The sequence below is a fragment of the Pseudomonas sp. R62 genome, assembly GCF_000257605.1.
GTDB lineage: Bacteria > Pseudomonadota > Gammaproteobacteria > Pseudomonadales > Pseudomonadaceae > Aquipseudomonas > Aquipseudomonas atacamensis.
In genome coordinates, this window is record NZ_JH635999.1 from 1,671,542 (window position 1) to 1,685,402 (window position 13,861).

Genomic DNA, 13,861 nt, shown 5'->3' on the forward strand with positions numbered 1-13,861 from the left:
AGATCGAAGCGTGCGAGACATTGCCCGCGCTCGACAGCCTCGCCGCCAGCGCGGGCCTTAGCCCTTTCCATTTTCATCGAGTATTCAAAGCTGCGACAGGCCTGACGCCCAAGGCTTACGCCACGGCGCATCGCTCACGCAGACTACGTGCGCGCTTGGCCGACGGCGGCTCGGTGACCGACGCGCTGTACGACGCCGGCTTCAATTCCAACAGCCGTTTCTACGAATCAGCCGATCAACTGCTGGGCATGAGACCCACCGACTATCGCGCTGCCGGGCAGAACAACGACATTCGCTTTGCCGTTGGCCAATGCTCGCTTGGGGCAATTCTGGTGGCGCAAAGCGAACGTGGGATCTGCGCGATTCTGCTCGGCGACGATCCGCATCAGTTGGTCTGCAACCTGCAGGATCAGTTTCGCAAGGCCAACCTGATCGGCGCCGACAGCGAATTTGAACAGTTGATCGCCAGCGTCGTCGGCTTTGTCGAAGCACCGGCGAAAGGCCTCAACTTGCCGCTGGATATACGCGGCACAGCGTTTCAGGAGCGCGTCTGGCAGGCGCTGCGGGAGATTCCCGCAGGCAGCACCGCCAGTTATGCCGAAATCGCGCAACGCATTGGCGCGCCGACTTCGATGCGTGCGGTGGCCCAGGCTTGCGGGGCCAACCGTTTGGCGGTGGCGATTCCCTGCCACCGCGTGGTGCGCAGCGATGGCAACCTTTCCGGCTACCGCTGGGGCGTCGAGCGCAAACGCCAACTGCTTGAGCGCGAACTCAACGATTGACGTCGACCACCACCCTGCCCCGCAGTTGCCCGGCAAGCAGTTTGGGCGCAGCCTCAAGGGCTTCGCTCAGGCTGATTTCCTGACTGATCAATTGCAGTAATGAGATATCCAGATCCTTGGCCAGTCGGTCCCAGGCCTCGATACGGCGTGCTTTGGGCTGGGTCACGCTATTGATTCCAGCCAGCGTCACGCCGCGCAGAATGAACGGCGCTACCGAGGCGGGAAAGTCCATGCCTTGCGCCAACCCGCATGCCGCGACCACGCCTTCCGAGCGAGTGCTGGCGCAAGCGTTGGCCAACGTGTGGCTTCCAACAGAGTCGACCACCGCCGCCCAACGTTCCTTCGCCAATGGCTTGCCCGGTTCGGACAAGGTGGCTCGATCGATGATTTCGGCAGCGCCCAATTGCTCCAGGTATTCATGCTCGGACACGCGGCCGGTGGATGCCACCACGCGGTATCCCAACTTGCTGAGCAAGGCGATGGCAAAGCTGCCGACCCCGCCGTTGGCGCCAGTGACCAACACTTCGCCGTGATCCGGCGTTACGCCATGGCGCTCCAGCGCCAGAATGCACAGCATTGCCGTGTAGCCTGCGGTGCCGATGGCCATGGCTTGCGCCGGGGTGAAAGCTTCGGGCAATGGAATAAGCCAGTCACCGTTGAGCCGAGCCTTTTGCGCCAGCCCGCCCCAGTGGCTTTCACCGACGCCCCAACCGTTGAGCAGCACCCGATCGCCCGCCTTGAAATCCGCATGCGAACTGGACTCGACAGTCCCCGCCAGATCGATCCCCGGCACCATGGGAAACTTGCGTACCACCGGACTGCTGCCGGTAATCGCCAGGCCGTCCTTGAAATTCAGGGTGCTGTACGCGACGTTCACGCTGACATTGCCTTCGGGCAGTTGCTGCTCATCGATTTGCTGCAGATTGGCGCGATAACCGCTGTCGTCTTTGTCGATCAGGATGGCGTTGAACATGACGGCCTCTCGAAAATGATTTGAAACAAGCATGCCTTGAAATAGCACATCGCAACACATTGCCACACTCGACTTTGCGCTAACGGCTCGATCAGCCGGGTAAATCCACGGCGGGCGGCTATGCTTTTTCGACGGTTGTGTTTTCCCGGTTTTGCCTTGCGAACCGGTCTGTCGATGGAGCTGACGATGCCTTTCCTGCGCGCCTTACCCTTGTTGCTGATGTTATGCCTGCTGACACTTGGCAATGCCTGGGCAGGCGCGCCAGCGGCAAAGCCGAACGCGGCGCCAAGCGAGCCGACATGGCCGCAGGTGATCAGCAGCGGCAAGAGCAAACTGACGGTGTATCAGCCGCAGCTCGACAGTTGGGACGGCTATACGCTCAATGCCCGCGCGGCGGTCGAAGCCACGGCTGCCGATGGCAAGTCCACCTACGGCATCGTCCAGTTCAGCGCTCACACCCTCGTCGATAAAGCCACCCGCTGGGTCGCGCTCGATCAGTACAAAATCATCAAGGCCGATTTCCCCGCCGATGCCAAACAGGCCGACACGTGGCTCGCCATTCTGGAAAAAGATGCCGAGAGCCGCAAGAAAACCATCTCCCTTGATCAACTGGAAGCGGCGGTCGGCGTGCTCAACGCTGAACAGAAAGCCGACAGCGCGCCCTTGGAAAACACGCCGCCGACCATCATCAGTTCCGACCGTCCGGCAATCCTCGTATACATCGACGGCGAGCCGGCCTATCGGCCGGTTGAAGGAACGGAGCTGCAACGGGTGATCAACACGCGCCCACTGCTGCTCAAGGATGCCCAAGGCAGACATTACCTGCACGTATTCGACGGCTGGATGGTTGCCGATCAATTGGCCGCCGATTACACGCGCCTCGCCGCACCGCCGGCCAGTCTGGAAAAAGCCAAACAGGCGGCGATCAAGAGCCGCCAGGTGGACCTGCTCACCGGGCAAAGCGATCCGAAGGACAAGATTCCCAGCCTGGCCAAGCCGCCACAGCCGAAAATCTTCATCGCCACCACGCCAACGGAACTGTTGGTGACCGACGGCGCCGCGCAATGGCAACCGATTCAGGGCACCAGCCTGTTGTACGTGAGCAACACCACCGGGCACATCTTTAAGGAAATCGGCGACCAGAACAGTTACGCACTGATCTCCGGACGCTGGTTCCGCGCCAGCGACATGAGCGGGCCATGGACCTTTGTCCCGGCAGACAAGCTGCCGGCCGACTTTGCCAATATTCCTGACGACAGCGCCAAAGAGAACGTCAAGGCCTCGGTAGCCGGCACGCCACAGGCACAGGAGGCGGCCATTGCGGCCACGATCCCGCAGACGTCGGCGATCAACAAGAGCGCGGTGAAGATGACGACACCGCAATTTGACGGCGAGCCGCAGCTCAAAGCGATCAGCAATACGCCGCTGCAATACGTGGTCAACAGCGCCACTCCGATTATTCGAGTCGACAACGACAGTTGGTGGGCGGTGGAGAACGGCATCTGGTTCAGCGCCACCTCACTGAACGGGCCGTGGAGTGTGGCCATTTCAGTGCCAGCGGTGATTTATTCGATTCCGCCCAGCTCGCCGATGCACTACCTCACGTACGTGAAGGTTTACGAATCCAGCGGCGATACCGTGGTGGTCGGCTACACGCCGGGCTATCAAGGCTCGACGCTGGACCCGGCGACTGGCGTTGTGGTGTACGGCACCGGTTATCCGTATACGCCGTGGGTCGGCAATGTCTGGTACGGGCCGCCGGTAACCTATGGTTTCGGCGTCGCGATTCGTTACACGCCGTGGACTGGCTGGACTTTCGGCTTCGGATTCGGCTGGAGCTGGGGCGGCAACACCGTCGCCATGGGCTGGGGCTGGGGCGCCTATCCGTGGTGGGGAAATTACGGCTGGGGCTATGCGTGGGGTCCGCGTCTGTACCCGGCGCCGCTGGCCTGGGGTGGCGCAGCCTACGGTTATCGCGGCGGCGCGGTGGCGTGGGGTCCGGGTGGCTGGGCCGGAACCACCGGCAATCTTTATCATCAGTGGGGTGATCGCGCGACGGTCAGCCGTTATGGCGCCGGTTACAACGCCTGGACCGGCAATCGCTGGGCCGGCCAGGTTGGCGCCTCGTACAACTCGCGTACCGGCATTGCCGCCGCCGGGCAACGTGGCGCGGTGCACAACGCCTACACCGGCAACTACGCTGCCGGGCGCAGCGGCGTGGCAGTCGGCCCGAACGGCGGCGCCATCGCCGGAGAACGGGTTAGCGCTGGCAACGTCCGCAGCGGCACTCACGTCAGTGCCAATCGCGGCGCCGTTTACAACCCCAATACCGGCAACACCACGCAATACGGTGGCATTCATGGCCGCGACGGCGGCGCTGCGCGGGTCGGCGACAACGTTTATGCCGGGCGCGACGGCAACGTTTACAAGAAAACCGACAACGGCTGGCAGTCCGTGGTCGGCAGCGGTGCCAACCGGACCAGACCCGCGAACAACAATGCGCAATTGCAGAATCTCAACCGCGAATCCGCCGCACGCAGTCTCGGCAATCAGCGCACGCACAACTTCAACCATTCTTCACAAATGATGAACCGTTCGTTTGGCGGTGGCGGCGGATTGCACCGACGCTGAAAAACTGCACGTGATGTTCAGAATTTCAGACTGGCCCCGCATCCGGTTTTGCTGTTAAAAACCGCGTGCCGTCCCTGCCCGTTTCATCGTTCGGAGAATTGCTATATGAGCCAGTGGCCAGACACCCGCATCCTTGATCTTCTCGGTATCGAACTGCCGATCATCCAGGGCCCGATGGCCGGTGCGACCAACTCTTCGATGGTGATTGCCGTGTGCAATGCCGGCGGCCTCGGTTCAATGCCCGCAGCGATGCTGAGTAGCGAGCAACTGCGCGATGAGTTGAAGACGATTCGCCAGCACACCACCAAGCCGTTCAACGTCAATTTCTTCTGCCACCAGCCACCGGCGCCAGATGAACAGCGAGCCCGTGACTGGAAAAACCTGCTCGAGCCTTACTACCGCGAACTGGGTGCCGATTTCGACGCGCCGACGCCGGTGTCCAATCGCGCACCGTTTGACGAGGCCGCGTGTGCCGTGCTCGAAGAATTCCGTCCCGAAGTGGTGAGTTTTCATTTCGGGCTGCCGGAGAAAAATCTGCTTGATCGGGTCAAGGCGACCGGGGCGAAAATCCTTTCGTCTGCGACTACGGTCGAAGAAGCGATCTGGCTGGAGCAACACGGCTGCGATGCGATCATCGCCATGGGTTATGAAGCCGGCGGCCATCGCGGGATGTTTCTCAGCGATGATCTGAGCACCCAGGTCGGCACCTTCGCCCTGGTGCCGCAGGTGGTCGACGCGGTGAAAGTGCCGGTGATCGCGGCGGGCGCGATCAGCGATGCGCGAGGCGTTGCCGCAGCTTTCATGCTCGGCGCATCGGCGGTGCAAGTCGGCACGGCGTACCTGTTCACGCCGGAAGCCAAAGTCAGCGCCTCACACCACAAGGCCCTGCGCACCGCCAAGGAAAGCCAGACCGCCATCACCAACATTTTTACCGGACGTCCGGCGCGGGGCATTGTCAATCGGGCGATGCGTGAACTCGGCCCGATGTCAGCGCAGGCGCCGGCCTTCCCCTTGGCTGGCGGTGCGCTGATGCCGCTGCGGGCCAAGGATGACGTCGATTTTGCCAACCTCTGGGCCGGACAGGCGCTGACGCTCGGCAAGGATATCGGCAGCGCTGAACTGACCCGGCAACTCGCCGAAGGCGCCTTGGCGAAACTCAACCGTCATTGAATTTACGCGGCGAGCGGATTTATTCCCTCGCCACTTGGCGACGTATCGCTATATATTTCCGTATACAGCGATTGCGCCCGTGTATCGGCGTTATCCAAAGCAAAGCATTTACCGCGGATCACGGAGCCTTTACATGACACTTGCTGCCACACGCCTCGCCCCTGCCTGCTTCGCTTCACTCCTTGCAATGTTCAGCATGGGCACCGCGCAGGCTGACGAAGTGCAAGTGGCGGTCGCCGCCAACTTCACCGCGCCAATCCAGGCCATCGCTGCCGACTTCGAAAAAGACACCGGCCACAAACTGGTCGCCGCCTATGGTGCAACCGGCCAGTTCTACACCCAGATCAAGAATGGCGCACCGTTCCAAGTGTTTCTCGCAGCTGACGACGCGACCCCGGCAAAGCTTGAGCAGGAAGGCGAAACCGTCAAAGGTTCGCGCTTCACCTACGCCATCGGCACGCTAGCGCTGTGGTCAGCGAAAGAAGGCTACGTAGATGCGCAGGGCAAAGTGTTGAAAACCAACCAATACCAACACCTTGCGATCGCCAATCCAAAAGCCGCGCCATACGGTCTCGCCGCCACCCAGGTGCTGGAAAAACTCCAGTTGAGCGAAGCCACGAAAAGCAAAATCGTCGAAGGCCAGAACATCACTCAGGCCTACCAGTTCGTCTCCACCGGCAACGCCGAACTGGGCTTTGTAGCGCTGTCGCAAATCTACAAGGACGGCAAGGTCAGCAGCGGTTCGGCATGGATAGTTCCGGCTGGCCTGCATGATCCGATCAAACAAGACGCGGTGATCTTGAACAAAGGCAAGGACAGCGCCGCTGCCAAGGCCCTGGTCGATTACCTCAAAGGTCCGAAAGCCGCTGCGGTGATCAAATCCTTCGGATATGAACTGTAAATGTCACTGACCAGTGCCGACTTCGCCGCGATCTGGCTGACCCTGAAACTGGCGTCACTGACCACTGCGATCCTGCTGCTGATCGGCACCCCGATCGCGCTGTGGCTATCGCGCACCTCGTCGTGGTTGCGCGGGCCGATCGGCGCCATCGTCGCCTTGCCGCTGGTGCTGCCGCCGACGGTGATCGGCTTTTATCTGTTGCTGGCGCTGGGGCCGCACGGTTTTCTCGGCCAGTTCACTCAATGGTTGGGGCTGGGCACGCTGACGTTCAGTTTCACCGGGCTGGTCATCGGTTCGGTGATCTACTCCATGCCGTTCGTGGTGCAACCGCTGCAAAACGCTTTCTCGGCGATTGGCACCCGCCCGCTCGAAGTCGCGGCGACCTTGCGCGCCAATCCCTGGGACACGTTCTTCAGCGTGATCCTGCCACTGGCGCGCCCCGGCTTCATCACCGCAGCGATCCTCGGCTTCGCCCACACCGTGGGTGAATTCGGCGTGGTATTGATGATCGGCGGCAACATTCCCGACAAGACCCGCGTGGTCTCGGTGCAGATTTACGACCACGTCGAAGCGCTGGAATATGCCCAGGCGCACTGGCTGTCCGGGGCGATGCTGGTGTTCTCGTTTCTGGTGTTGCTGGCGCTGTATTCCAGCCGCAAAACCCGCGCAGGCTGGAGCTGATCGATGATTGATGTACGCCTGAAACGCACTTATCCGGGGTTTGAACTGGATGTCGATCTGCAAGTGCCGGGCCGGGGCGTCACGGCGCTGTTTGGCGATTCCGGCTCGGGCAAAACCACCTGTCTGCGCTGCATCGCCGGGCTGGAGCGCGCCGAGCAGGGTTTTGTGCAGATCAATGACGAGATCTGGCAGGACAGCGCCAACGGCATCTTCGTCCCGCCGCATAAACGTGCGCTTGGCTATGTGTTTCAGGAAGCCAGCCTGTTCGCGCATCTGTCGGTGCTGGCCAATCTGGAGTTTGGTCTCAAACGCATCGCAAAGTCGCAACGCCGGGTCGATATGGACCAAGCCACAGAACTGCTCGGCATCAGCCATTTGCTCGAGCGTCACCCACAGCATCTGTCCGGCGGCGAACGGCAGCGCATCGGCATCGCCCGCGCCCTGCTGACCAGTCCGAAACTGTTGCTGATGGACGAACCGCTGGCGGCTCTCGACAGCCGGCGCAAAAGCGAAATCTTGCCGTACCTGCAACGCCTGCACGACGAACTGGATATTCCGCTGCTATACGTCAGCCATGCCCAGGACGAAGTCGCGCGTCTGGCCGATCATTTGGTTTTGCTTTGTGATGGCAAAGCCCTCGCCAGCGGCCCGATCGGTGAAACCCTTGCGCGCCTGGATCTGCCTTTGGCGCTGGGCGATGACGCCGGAGTGATCATCGAAGGCCAGGTCAGCGCCTACGACGCCACCTATCAATTGCTCAGCCTGCAACTGCCGGCCACTGCAATGAACATTCGCGTCACCCATGCGCCGATGGCCGTGGGCCAGGCTCTGCGCTGCAAAGTGCACGCGCGCGACATCAGCCTGGCGCTGAACAATGATGCAGCCAGCAGCATTCTCAATCGTCTGCCCGTTACGGTCGTCAGCGAACAGGCCGCTGACAACAGTGCCCATGTGCTGATCCGCCTCGATGCCGGCGGCACGCCGCTGCTGGCGCGGATCACCCGCTTCTCGCGTGATCAACTGAGCGTGCATCCGGGCCAGCGGCTGTGGGCGCAGATCAAGGCGGTGGCGGTGCTCGCGTAAATCATTCGGCACGACGGCCAGCGCCTGCGGTCAATCAGTTACAGACTGCCGTATGACCGAAGGAAACCGCCATGCCCGATACCGTGCTGACAGATGCTCTGCCCGCCGATCTGCATTACGTCGATGACACTCAGCCTGGTATCACCCGGAAAAAACTGCGCGGCAAGTTCGTCTATTTCGAACCGTCGGGCCAGCGCATCACCGACCCGGACGAAATCAAACGCATCAATGCTCTCGCGATGCCACCGGCCTACACCGATGTGTGGATCTGCGCCGACCCGTGCGGCCATTTGCAGGCCACCGGCCGCGATGCGCGCGGGCGCAAGCAATACCGTTACCACGCGCGCTGGCGCGAAGTGCGCGACGCCGACAAATACTCGCGCCTGCGCGACTTCGGCATGGCCCTGCCCAAACTGCGGCGCAAGCTCGAGGCGCTGCTCGATGAGCCGGGCTTCAGCCGCGACAAGGTCATGGCCACGGTGATTACCTTGCTCGACGCCACGCTGATCCGCGTCGGCAATACCCAATACGCACGGGACAATCGCTCTTACGGTTTGACCACGTTGCGCAGCCGGCATGTCGAGGTCAACGGCAGCGCGATCCTGTTCCAGTTCCGTGGCAAGAGCGGCATCGAGCACCAGATCACCGTCAAGGACCGTCGCCTGGCGCGAATCATCAAGCGCTGCCTGGAAATTCCCGGGCAAAACCTGTTTCAGTATCTTGATGAAAATGGCGAACGGCACAACGTCACCTCCTCCGACGTCAATGCCTATCTGCAAAAGCTCACCGGCGCGGCGTTCACCGCCAAGGACTATCGCACCTGGGCGGGCAGCGCCCTGGCGTTGTCGGTGCTGCGCGAGTTGCAGCATGAGTCGGAAACCGAAGCCAAGCGCCATGTGGTAGAAGCGGTGAAGAACGTCGCCAAACAGCTGGGCAACACGCCGGCGGTGTGCCGCAAGTGCTACATCCACCCCGCAGTGGTCGAACATTTCATGCTCGGCGCCCTCGCCGAACTGCCCCGTCCGCGCGTGCGCAAAGGCCTGCGCGCCGAGGAAGTAGCCTTGGCGATGTTTCTCGAGCGGATGTGTGAGGTAAGCGAGGCGTCTTGATCTCCAGCGTAACGCTCGCTCCTACAAAGGTTTGCCGACGAGTTGAACTGGGTATTTTTTGCACGATCACACAGGTCTTCTATAGTTGATCTGAAGGTTCGCGCCACGCGGACTTTTTGTTGCAACTCAGCCGTTTCAGCGAACGGAGGTGTTTCATGTCCGAAAAAGAGTCCATCACCACCCTCCTCACCCTGCTCGACGCCCGCCAGGCGCGCCTCGCAGCCGCCTGCAAAGAGATTGCCGACTGGGTCGATCATCAGGGCGGGCATCCGACAGCTTTGCGCATTCGCGACCGGCTGCACGACATTGAAAAGGATGCGCCGCTGATTCGCGATACGCTCTCGACGCTCAAACCGATCGACCGGCCGTTGCCACGGTTCAGATAGGCCTCCGCGTAGCAGTCCTCTCTGCATCGGCGCAGAGAGGACGCCGATTGGTACTTTTCCGACCGACTCAGTCGCCCTTGCCGGTACGGCCGCCTCCATGGCTGTGCTGCCCGCCGACGCGTGCCTTCTCGGCCCGATCAACTTTCACGTTGACTGAACTCTCGCCTTTCTTGCCGGCTTCCTTGATTTTCTGTGGGTCTTCAGCGAACGGTTGATCCTTGTGATGATTGGTCATCTCAATGTCCTCAGAATAGTTATATACATACACTTAACAGACTTTAGTTTCAGCCGATTGCAGTTCAACTTCGCACCGACAAATGGTCAGAAATCCGAAGCGAAGCGGTAACAAGCTTCAACCTCTCTTGCACATCAACCAGCAACTTGAAAAGTTATACGAAGCGACGCAGAAAACCGCAGGCTGTATAAGTTTCATCACAAAGTTACCGTTCATCGGCCTGAGGAAAAATTTTCAAAACATTTTTCGCCGGCTCGTAATCGGAGTAGATGTCCGGTGCGACAACGGACATAACTAGCGAAACGTTAATTGATATCGGAGAGCTATCATGACCACAGGAAATAAAAATCCAGGTAACTTCGCAAACGATCGTGAAAAGGCATCTGAAGCCGGCAAGAAAGGCGGTCAGTCGTCGGGCGGCAACTTTGCCAATGATCGTGAAAAAGCATCCGAGGCTGGCCGCAAAGGCGGGCAGAACAGCCACGGCGGCGGTCGCAAGTCCTGAGCAAGCGGTACAAGGGCAGCCTCGCTGCCCTTTGAAATCAGCTGATGGAGCGTAATCATGAGAACGGTACCGGCTTTTGCACGAGGCGAAGTGCAACGAAACAAGGGAGCGGAAGTGTATCCCGAAGCAGCGCGCAGTTCGCACGTGACCAGGTCGGACAGTCCGTCGGTGTCACCTTGTGTCGAACGACAGCAAATCAGTCCAAGGCACCGGGAAAGTGTTCAGCAGGAATGTTATGAACGCCGGGAACTTGCAGTAAACTCTGAAAACTCCCGGACACCGGATACAACGCCGACTTATGAGCGCTCCTCTTAGCACAAAGGTCTAACTTGTAGTCACAAGACAAGCCAGACCAACTAAAGCAAACGACATCAGTGAACTTTATGAGCATTTCGCGAACAACGACGGCACGTAGTTTGTGCATCTTTGATTCGCCGAGTGCCTATATAGAGAAAATGAGGAAGTTTGAAATGGCACAAGATAAACAACAAGGCAGCATGTCGGTTAACGAAGCAGGCAAGAAAGGTGGTGATGCCACTTCGGCTTCGCACGATAAAGAGTTCTATCAGGAAATCGGCAGTAAAGGCGGCCAGAACAGTGGCGGCAACTTCAAGAATGATCCTGAGCGCGCCTCCGAAGCCGGGAGCAAAGGTGGCCAGAACAGCGGTGGCAATTTTGCCAACGATCGGGACAGAGCGTCCGAAGCTGGCAGCAAGGGCGGCCAGAGCAGCGGCGGCAACTTTGCCAACGATCGGGAAAAAGCCTCTGAAGCTGGACACAAAGGTGGTCAAAACAGCCATGGTGGCGGGCGCAACAGTTGATGCGTCGGGTGCAGGGGAGCGCGGCTCCCCTGCCCACTTTCATTCAAGCGAAATTACAGCTATTGCTTAGGAGTCCTGACCAGCCGAGGGAATCGCCATGCCTGTTCATGTCATCAACTTCACCGGCCCGATCAATGCCTCGACGTGCGGCCAATTGATCGATAAAGCCTCGCTCGCCGTAAAGGAAGATGCACCGCGACTGATCGTCAACATCGCCACCATGGGCGGCGAATGCAGTTACGGTTTCACGATGTACAACTTCCTGTTGGCCCTGCCTATTCCGGTACACACCCACAATTTGGGAACGGTTGAATCGATGGGCAACATTGTCTTTCTGGCCGGCCAGCGCCGCACCGCCTGTACCCACAGCAAGTTTCTGTTTCACCCATTTCATTGGCACCTGCAAGGTTCGGTCGATCACTCGCGCATGTCGGAATACGCCATGAGCCTGGATTACGACTTGCACCTCTACGCCCAGATTGTCGCCGAGCGTACGAGCAACGGAAAAAATGCGCTGGAGACAGAGAAATATCTGACAGCAGCGCCGCGCATCATCAATCCTGAAGAAGCCATGCATTCAGGCCTTATCACGGCGATTGAAAACACCGAGGTTCACGCGGACTTTGTCTGCTCCTGCATCTACTCCTGATCGTCCCACTTGATAACGCGTCGTAGCGGGCGCGTTCCTGTCTTAGCAGCCGTCAATTCAGCCATAAATTCCAGACGAACTTGTACAGAATCGATCTGCCGTACAGGCCTGCAAAGCGCCCAACCAGCCGGTCATCACGCCCGTTTCAATTTCTCTGAATTATTCATTTCGCCAGATATCCCTCTTCTTAACAGCCGGAGGAAATGTATGAGCGGAGAGGATTTGTACGTGATTGATTACCTGCTTCACGGGAAGCCCAGGTCATTCGTCATTCGCACAAAAACCATGAACAATGCCGAAGCGTGGCAGTGGGCAAGTTGTGACGCGGGTATCGCGCCCATCCCCCGCCCCGGCCGACCTCCGTTGAAACGTTTTTCCAAGCCGATGGCGGAACGCTTTGGCGTGACCGAGGTGCAATGGCGAGAATCAGTACCTTTGGTCTGGGAGGAGGATCACGTGAAATGACAGAACGCACATTGAAATTCGGTTTCGGCCGCTCGTGGGATGACGAGATGGCGGAAAATACCGCGATGTTCCGCGAGGCCGATCTGCTCGAAGAAGCGGCTTACAGGATCATCGAGAACGACACGGACAATCCTGAAGCCTGGGCCCGTTTCAGCGAAGCCAAGGCTATGGCCGACGCCAAACGAACGGCGGCCTATCAGGACTGGATGCGCATCAAGCGCGCGATGAGCAAGCCGCGCTCGAAATAGCGGCCTGGCGCCTCATGGCTTGAGGATCAGCAGGGGCTCGCCTTTCGGGACGACGTAAGTGGCCAGTTCGACGCCTTTCTCGTTGCCAACGTTTTTGGCCACATGCGCGACGCCCGCCGGAATGAACAACGAATCGCCGGCCTTGAGTATCACCGGCGCCCGCCCTTCGAGCTGATACTCGAACGTGCCGCTGATGACATAGGCGACTTCCACGCCGGGATGAGCATGCCGAGGCGAGGTGACGCCAGCGTCGAAATCGATACGCGCCTGAATCACTTCGCGATTGTCAGCGCCGAGATCCTGACGAACCAGATCGGTGCGGCTCAGACCTTTCTGCCAGCTCGTTGCCGGTGCATCCGCCGCATGGGCGAAGCCGGTCAGGGAGGCGAAGACAACGGCAGAAGCCAGAAACAGTGGACGGTACATGGTGATGCCCTCTTGAGCGTAGTGTTGGTGTGAGGGCTACTTTGGGCTCGGCATGTAGGGCGGATGTGTCTCGAAGGCGCAGTTTGGTGTTGCCATGTGTATCGGCTGGGGGTTGATACATGCTTATACAAACGTGTTGCGGTACCTGACCGGGCCATGGCCGGAGGGAATCTGTAAACTGCCGCAATCTTCATTCACCCAAACAAGAGATGCCCATGGCCAATCAAGACATCATTTTCACGCCGGATCCCGACACCGATTCGATTTCTTCCGACGTTGCCACCTTCGGCGGCATCATGATTTCCACGCAGATTCCAACCCGCGCCGATGGCAGCCTGGAACTCGGCGGCATCACCGAGCAGAGCGAGTGCACCCTGCAAGCGCTGAAAGTCGCCTTGGAACGTGCTGGCAGTTCGATGGACCGGGTGCTGCACCTGACGATTTACCTGACCGACATGGGCGATCGCGGGGCTTTCAATGAAGTGTACAAACGCTATTTCGCCAAGCCTTGGCCGGTGCGGGCGGCGGTAGGCGTGGCCTCGCTGGCGGTTGAAGGGATGCGTGTGGAAGTGACGGCGATGGCGGCGAAAGGCTGAGTTACGGAAATACTGCGTAGGCTGCCTCCACGATTCCGAGGTGCGACATACGCAGTGAAAATACTCAAGGGCGCGCGCCAAACACAGCAGCCACCAGGATGGGGCCGTTTGGCAAGCGCTGGCTCGCCCGTTGAGCGAATTAGCGTCAACGGTCTATTCACAAAACTCAAAGTGGACCGCTAGCTACAACAAACAGTTTA

General features: G+C 59.5%; 17 protein-coding genes. 14 read left to right on the forward strand and 3 right to left on the reverse strand.

All coding sequences use genetic code 11. The features are described 5' to 3' along the window. Window positions 1-782: bifunctional DNA-binding transcriptional regulator/O6-methylguanine-DNA methyltransferase Ada (gene ada / locus OQK_RS25485; RefSeq protein WP_038861756.1), on the forward strand; the 782-nt coding region annotated here is incomplete at its 5' end. Here ada and acuI read toward each other — a convergent pair. Further along, window positions 772-1,755 carry an acrylyl-CoA reductase (NADPH) gene (gene acuI, locus OQK_RS25490; protein WP_016774929.1) on the reverse strand — a complete coding sequence of 328 codons (984 nt, stop codon included), beginning with the start codon at window positions 1,753-1,755 and terminating at the stop codon, window positions 772-774. The two genes, ada and acuI, sit on opposite strands and share 11 nt — an antisense overlap. Window positions 1,756-1,941: 186 nt before the next feature. On the opposite strand from acuI, the gene OQK_RS25495 reads away from it, so the two are divergent. The 7 genes from OQK_RS25495 (at window position 1,942) to OQK_RS25525 (ending at window position 9,716) form a co-directional block, all read left to right on the forward strand. Then, window positions 1,942-4,386, forward strand: a complete 2,445-nt coding sequence (locus OQK_RS25495) for a hypothetical protein (protein ID WP_016774930.1) — start codon at window positions 1,942-1,944, stop codon at window positions 4,384-4,386. A 105-nt stretch (window positions 4,387-4,491) separates the two neighbouring features. Next, window positions 4,492-5,556 (forward strand): NAD(P)H-dependent flavin oxidoreductase, encoded by a 1,065-nt coding sequence (locus tag OQK_RS25500; protein WP_016774931.1) that lies wholly within the window; start codon window positions 4,492-4,494, stop codon window positions 5,554-5,556. Between the two features lie 187 nt (window positions 5,557-5,743). Then, window positions 5,744-6,457: a molybdate ABC transporter substrate-binding protein gene (gene modA / locus OQK_RS25505; protein ID WP_238537286.1), complete on the forward strand. Its 714-nt coding sequence runs from the start codon at window positions 5,744-5,746 to the stop codon at window positions 6,455-6,457. Then, entirely contained in the window at window positions 6,458-7,138 is a 681-nt protein-coding gene (gene modB / locus OQK_RS25510; RefSeq protein WP_016774933.1) for a molybdate ABC transporter permease subunit, read from the forward strand. Window positions 7,139-7,141: 3 nt separating this feature from the next. Then, window positions 7,142-8,221: a molybdenum ABC transporter ATP-binding protein gene (gene modC / locus OQK_RS25515; protein ID WP_016774934.1), complete on the forward strand. Its 1,080-nt coding sequence runs from the start codon at window positions 7,142-7,144 to the stop codon at window positions 8,219-8,221. 71 nt (window positions 8,222-8,292) lie between these two features. Next, window positions 8,293-9,330 carry a DNA topoisomerase IB gene (locus OQK_RS25520; protein ID WP_016774935.1) on the forward strand — a complete coding sequence of 346 codons (1,038 nt, stop codon included), beginning with the start codon at window positions 8,293-8,295 and terminating at the stop codon, window positions 9,328-9,330. 155 nt (window positions 9,331-9,485) lie between these two features. Further along, window positions 9,486-9,716: a hypothetical protein gene (locus OQK_RS25525; RefSeq protein ID WP_016774936.1), complete on the forward strand. Its 231-nt coding sequence runs from the start codon at window positions 9,486-9,488 to the stop codon at window positions 9,714-9,716. Window positions 9,717-9,783: 67 nt separating this feature from the next. Here OQK_RS25525 and OQK_RS29745 read toward each other — a convergent pair whose 3' ends face one another. Continuing rightward, window positions 9,784-9,951, reverse strand: coding sequence for a general stress protein (locus OQK_RS29745; protein ID WP_016774937.1), 168 nt, complete (start codon window positions 9,949-9,951; stop codon window positions 9,784-9,786). 328 nt (window positions 9,952-10,279) lie between these two features. Here OQK_RS29745 and OQK_RS25530 point away from each other — a divergent pair, with 328 nt between their 5' ends. From OQK_RS25530 to OQK_RS25550, 5 genes are all read left to right on the forward strand, one after another. Continuing rightward, a complete protein-coding gene (locus OQK_RS25530; protein ID WP_016774938.1) occupies window positions 10,280-10,456 on the forward strand; it encodes a general stress protein in 177 nt (58 codons plus the stop codon). 470 nt (window positions 10,457-10,926) lie between these two features. Then, window positions 10,927-11,277, forward strand: coding sequence for a general stress protein (locus tag OQK_RS25535; RefSeq protein ID WP_016774939.1), 351 nt, complete (start codon window positions 10,927-10,929; stop codon window positions 11,275-11,277). A gap of 97 nt (window positions 11,278-11,374) precedes the next feature. Beyond that, window positions 11,375-11,926, forward strand: coding sequence for an ATP-dependent Clp protease proteolytic subunit (locus tag OQK_RS25540; RefSeq protein WP_016774940.1), 552 nt, complete (start codon window positions 11,375-11,377; stop codon window positions 11,924-11,926). 207 nt (window positions 11,927-12,133) lie between these two features. Next, entirely contained in the window at window positions 12,134-12,391 is a 258-nt protein-coding gene (locus tag OQK_RS25545; protein ID WP_016774941.1) for a DUF6555 family protein, read from the forward strand. Then, window positions 12,388-12,639 carry a hypothetical protein gene (locus OQK_RS25550; protein WP_016774942.1) on the forward strand — a complete coding sequence of 84 codons (252 nt, stop codon included), beginning with the start codon at window positions 12,388-12,390 and terminating at the stop codon, window positions 12,637-12,639. Before OQK_RS25545 ends, OQK_RS25550 begins: the two co-directional genes overlap by 4 nt. Before the next feature lie 12 nt (window positions 12,640-12,651). On the opposite strand, the gene OQK_RS25555 is transcribed toward OQK_RS25550, so the two are convergent. Beyond that, a complete protein-coding gene (locus tag OQK_RS25555) occupies window positions 12,652-13,065 on the reverse strand; it encodes a cupin domain-containing protein (protein ID WP_016774943.1) in 414 nt (137 codons plus the stop codon). A 215-nt stretch (window positions 13,066-13,280) separates the two neighbouring features. Here OQK_RS25555 and OQK_RS25560 point away from each other — a divergent pair, with 215 nt between their 5' ends. Then, window positions 13,281-13,661 carry a RidA family protein gene (locus OQK_RS25560; protein ID WP_016774944.1) on the forward strand — a complete coding sequence of 127 codons (381 nt, stop codon included), beginning with the start codon at window positions 13,281-13,283 and terminating at the stop codon, window positions 13,659-13,661. Window positions 13,662-13,861 lie beyond the last annotated feature (200 nt).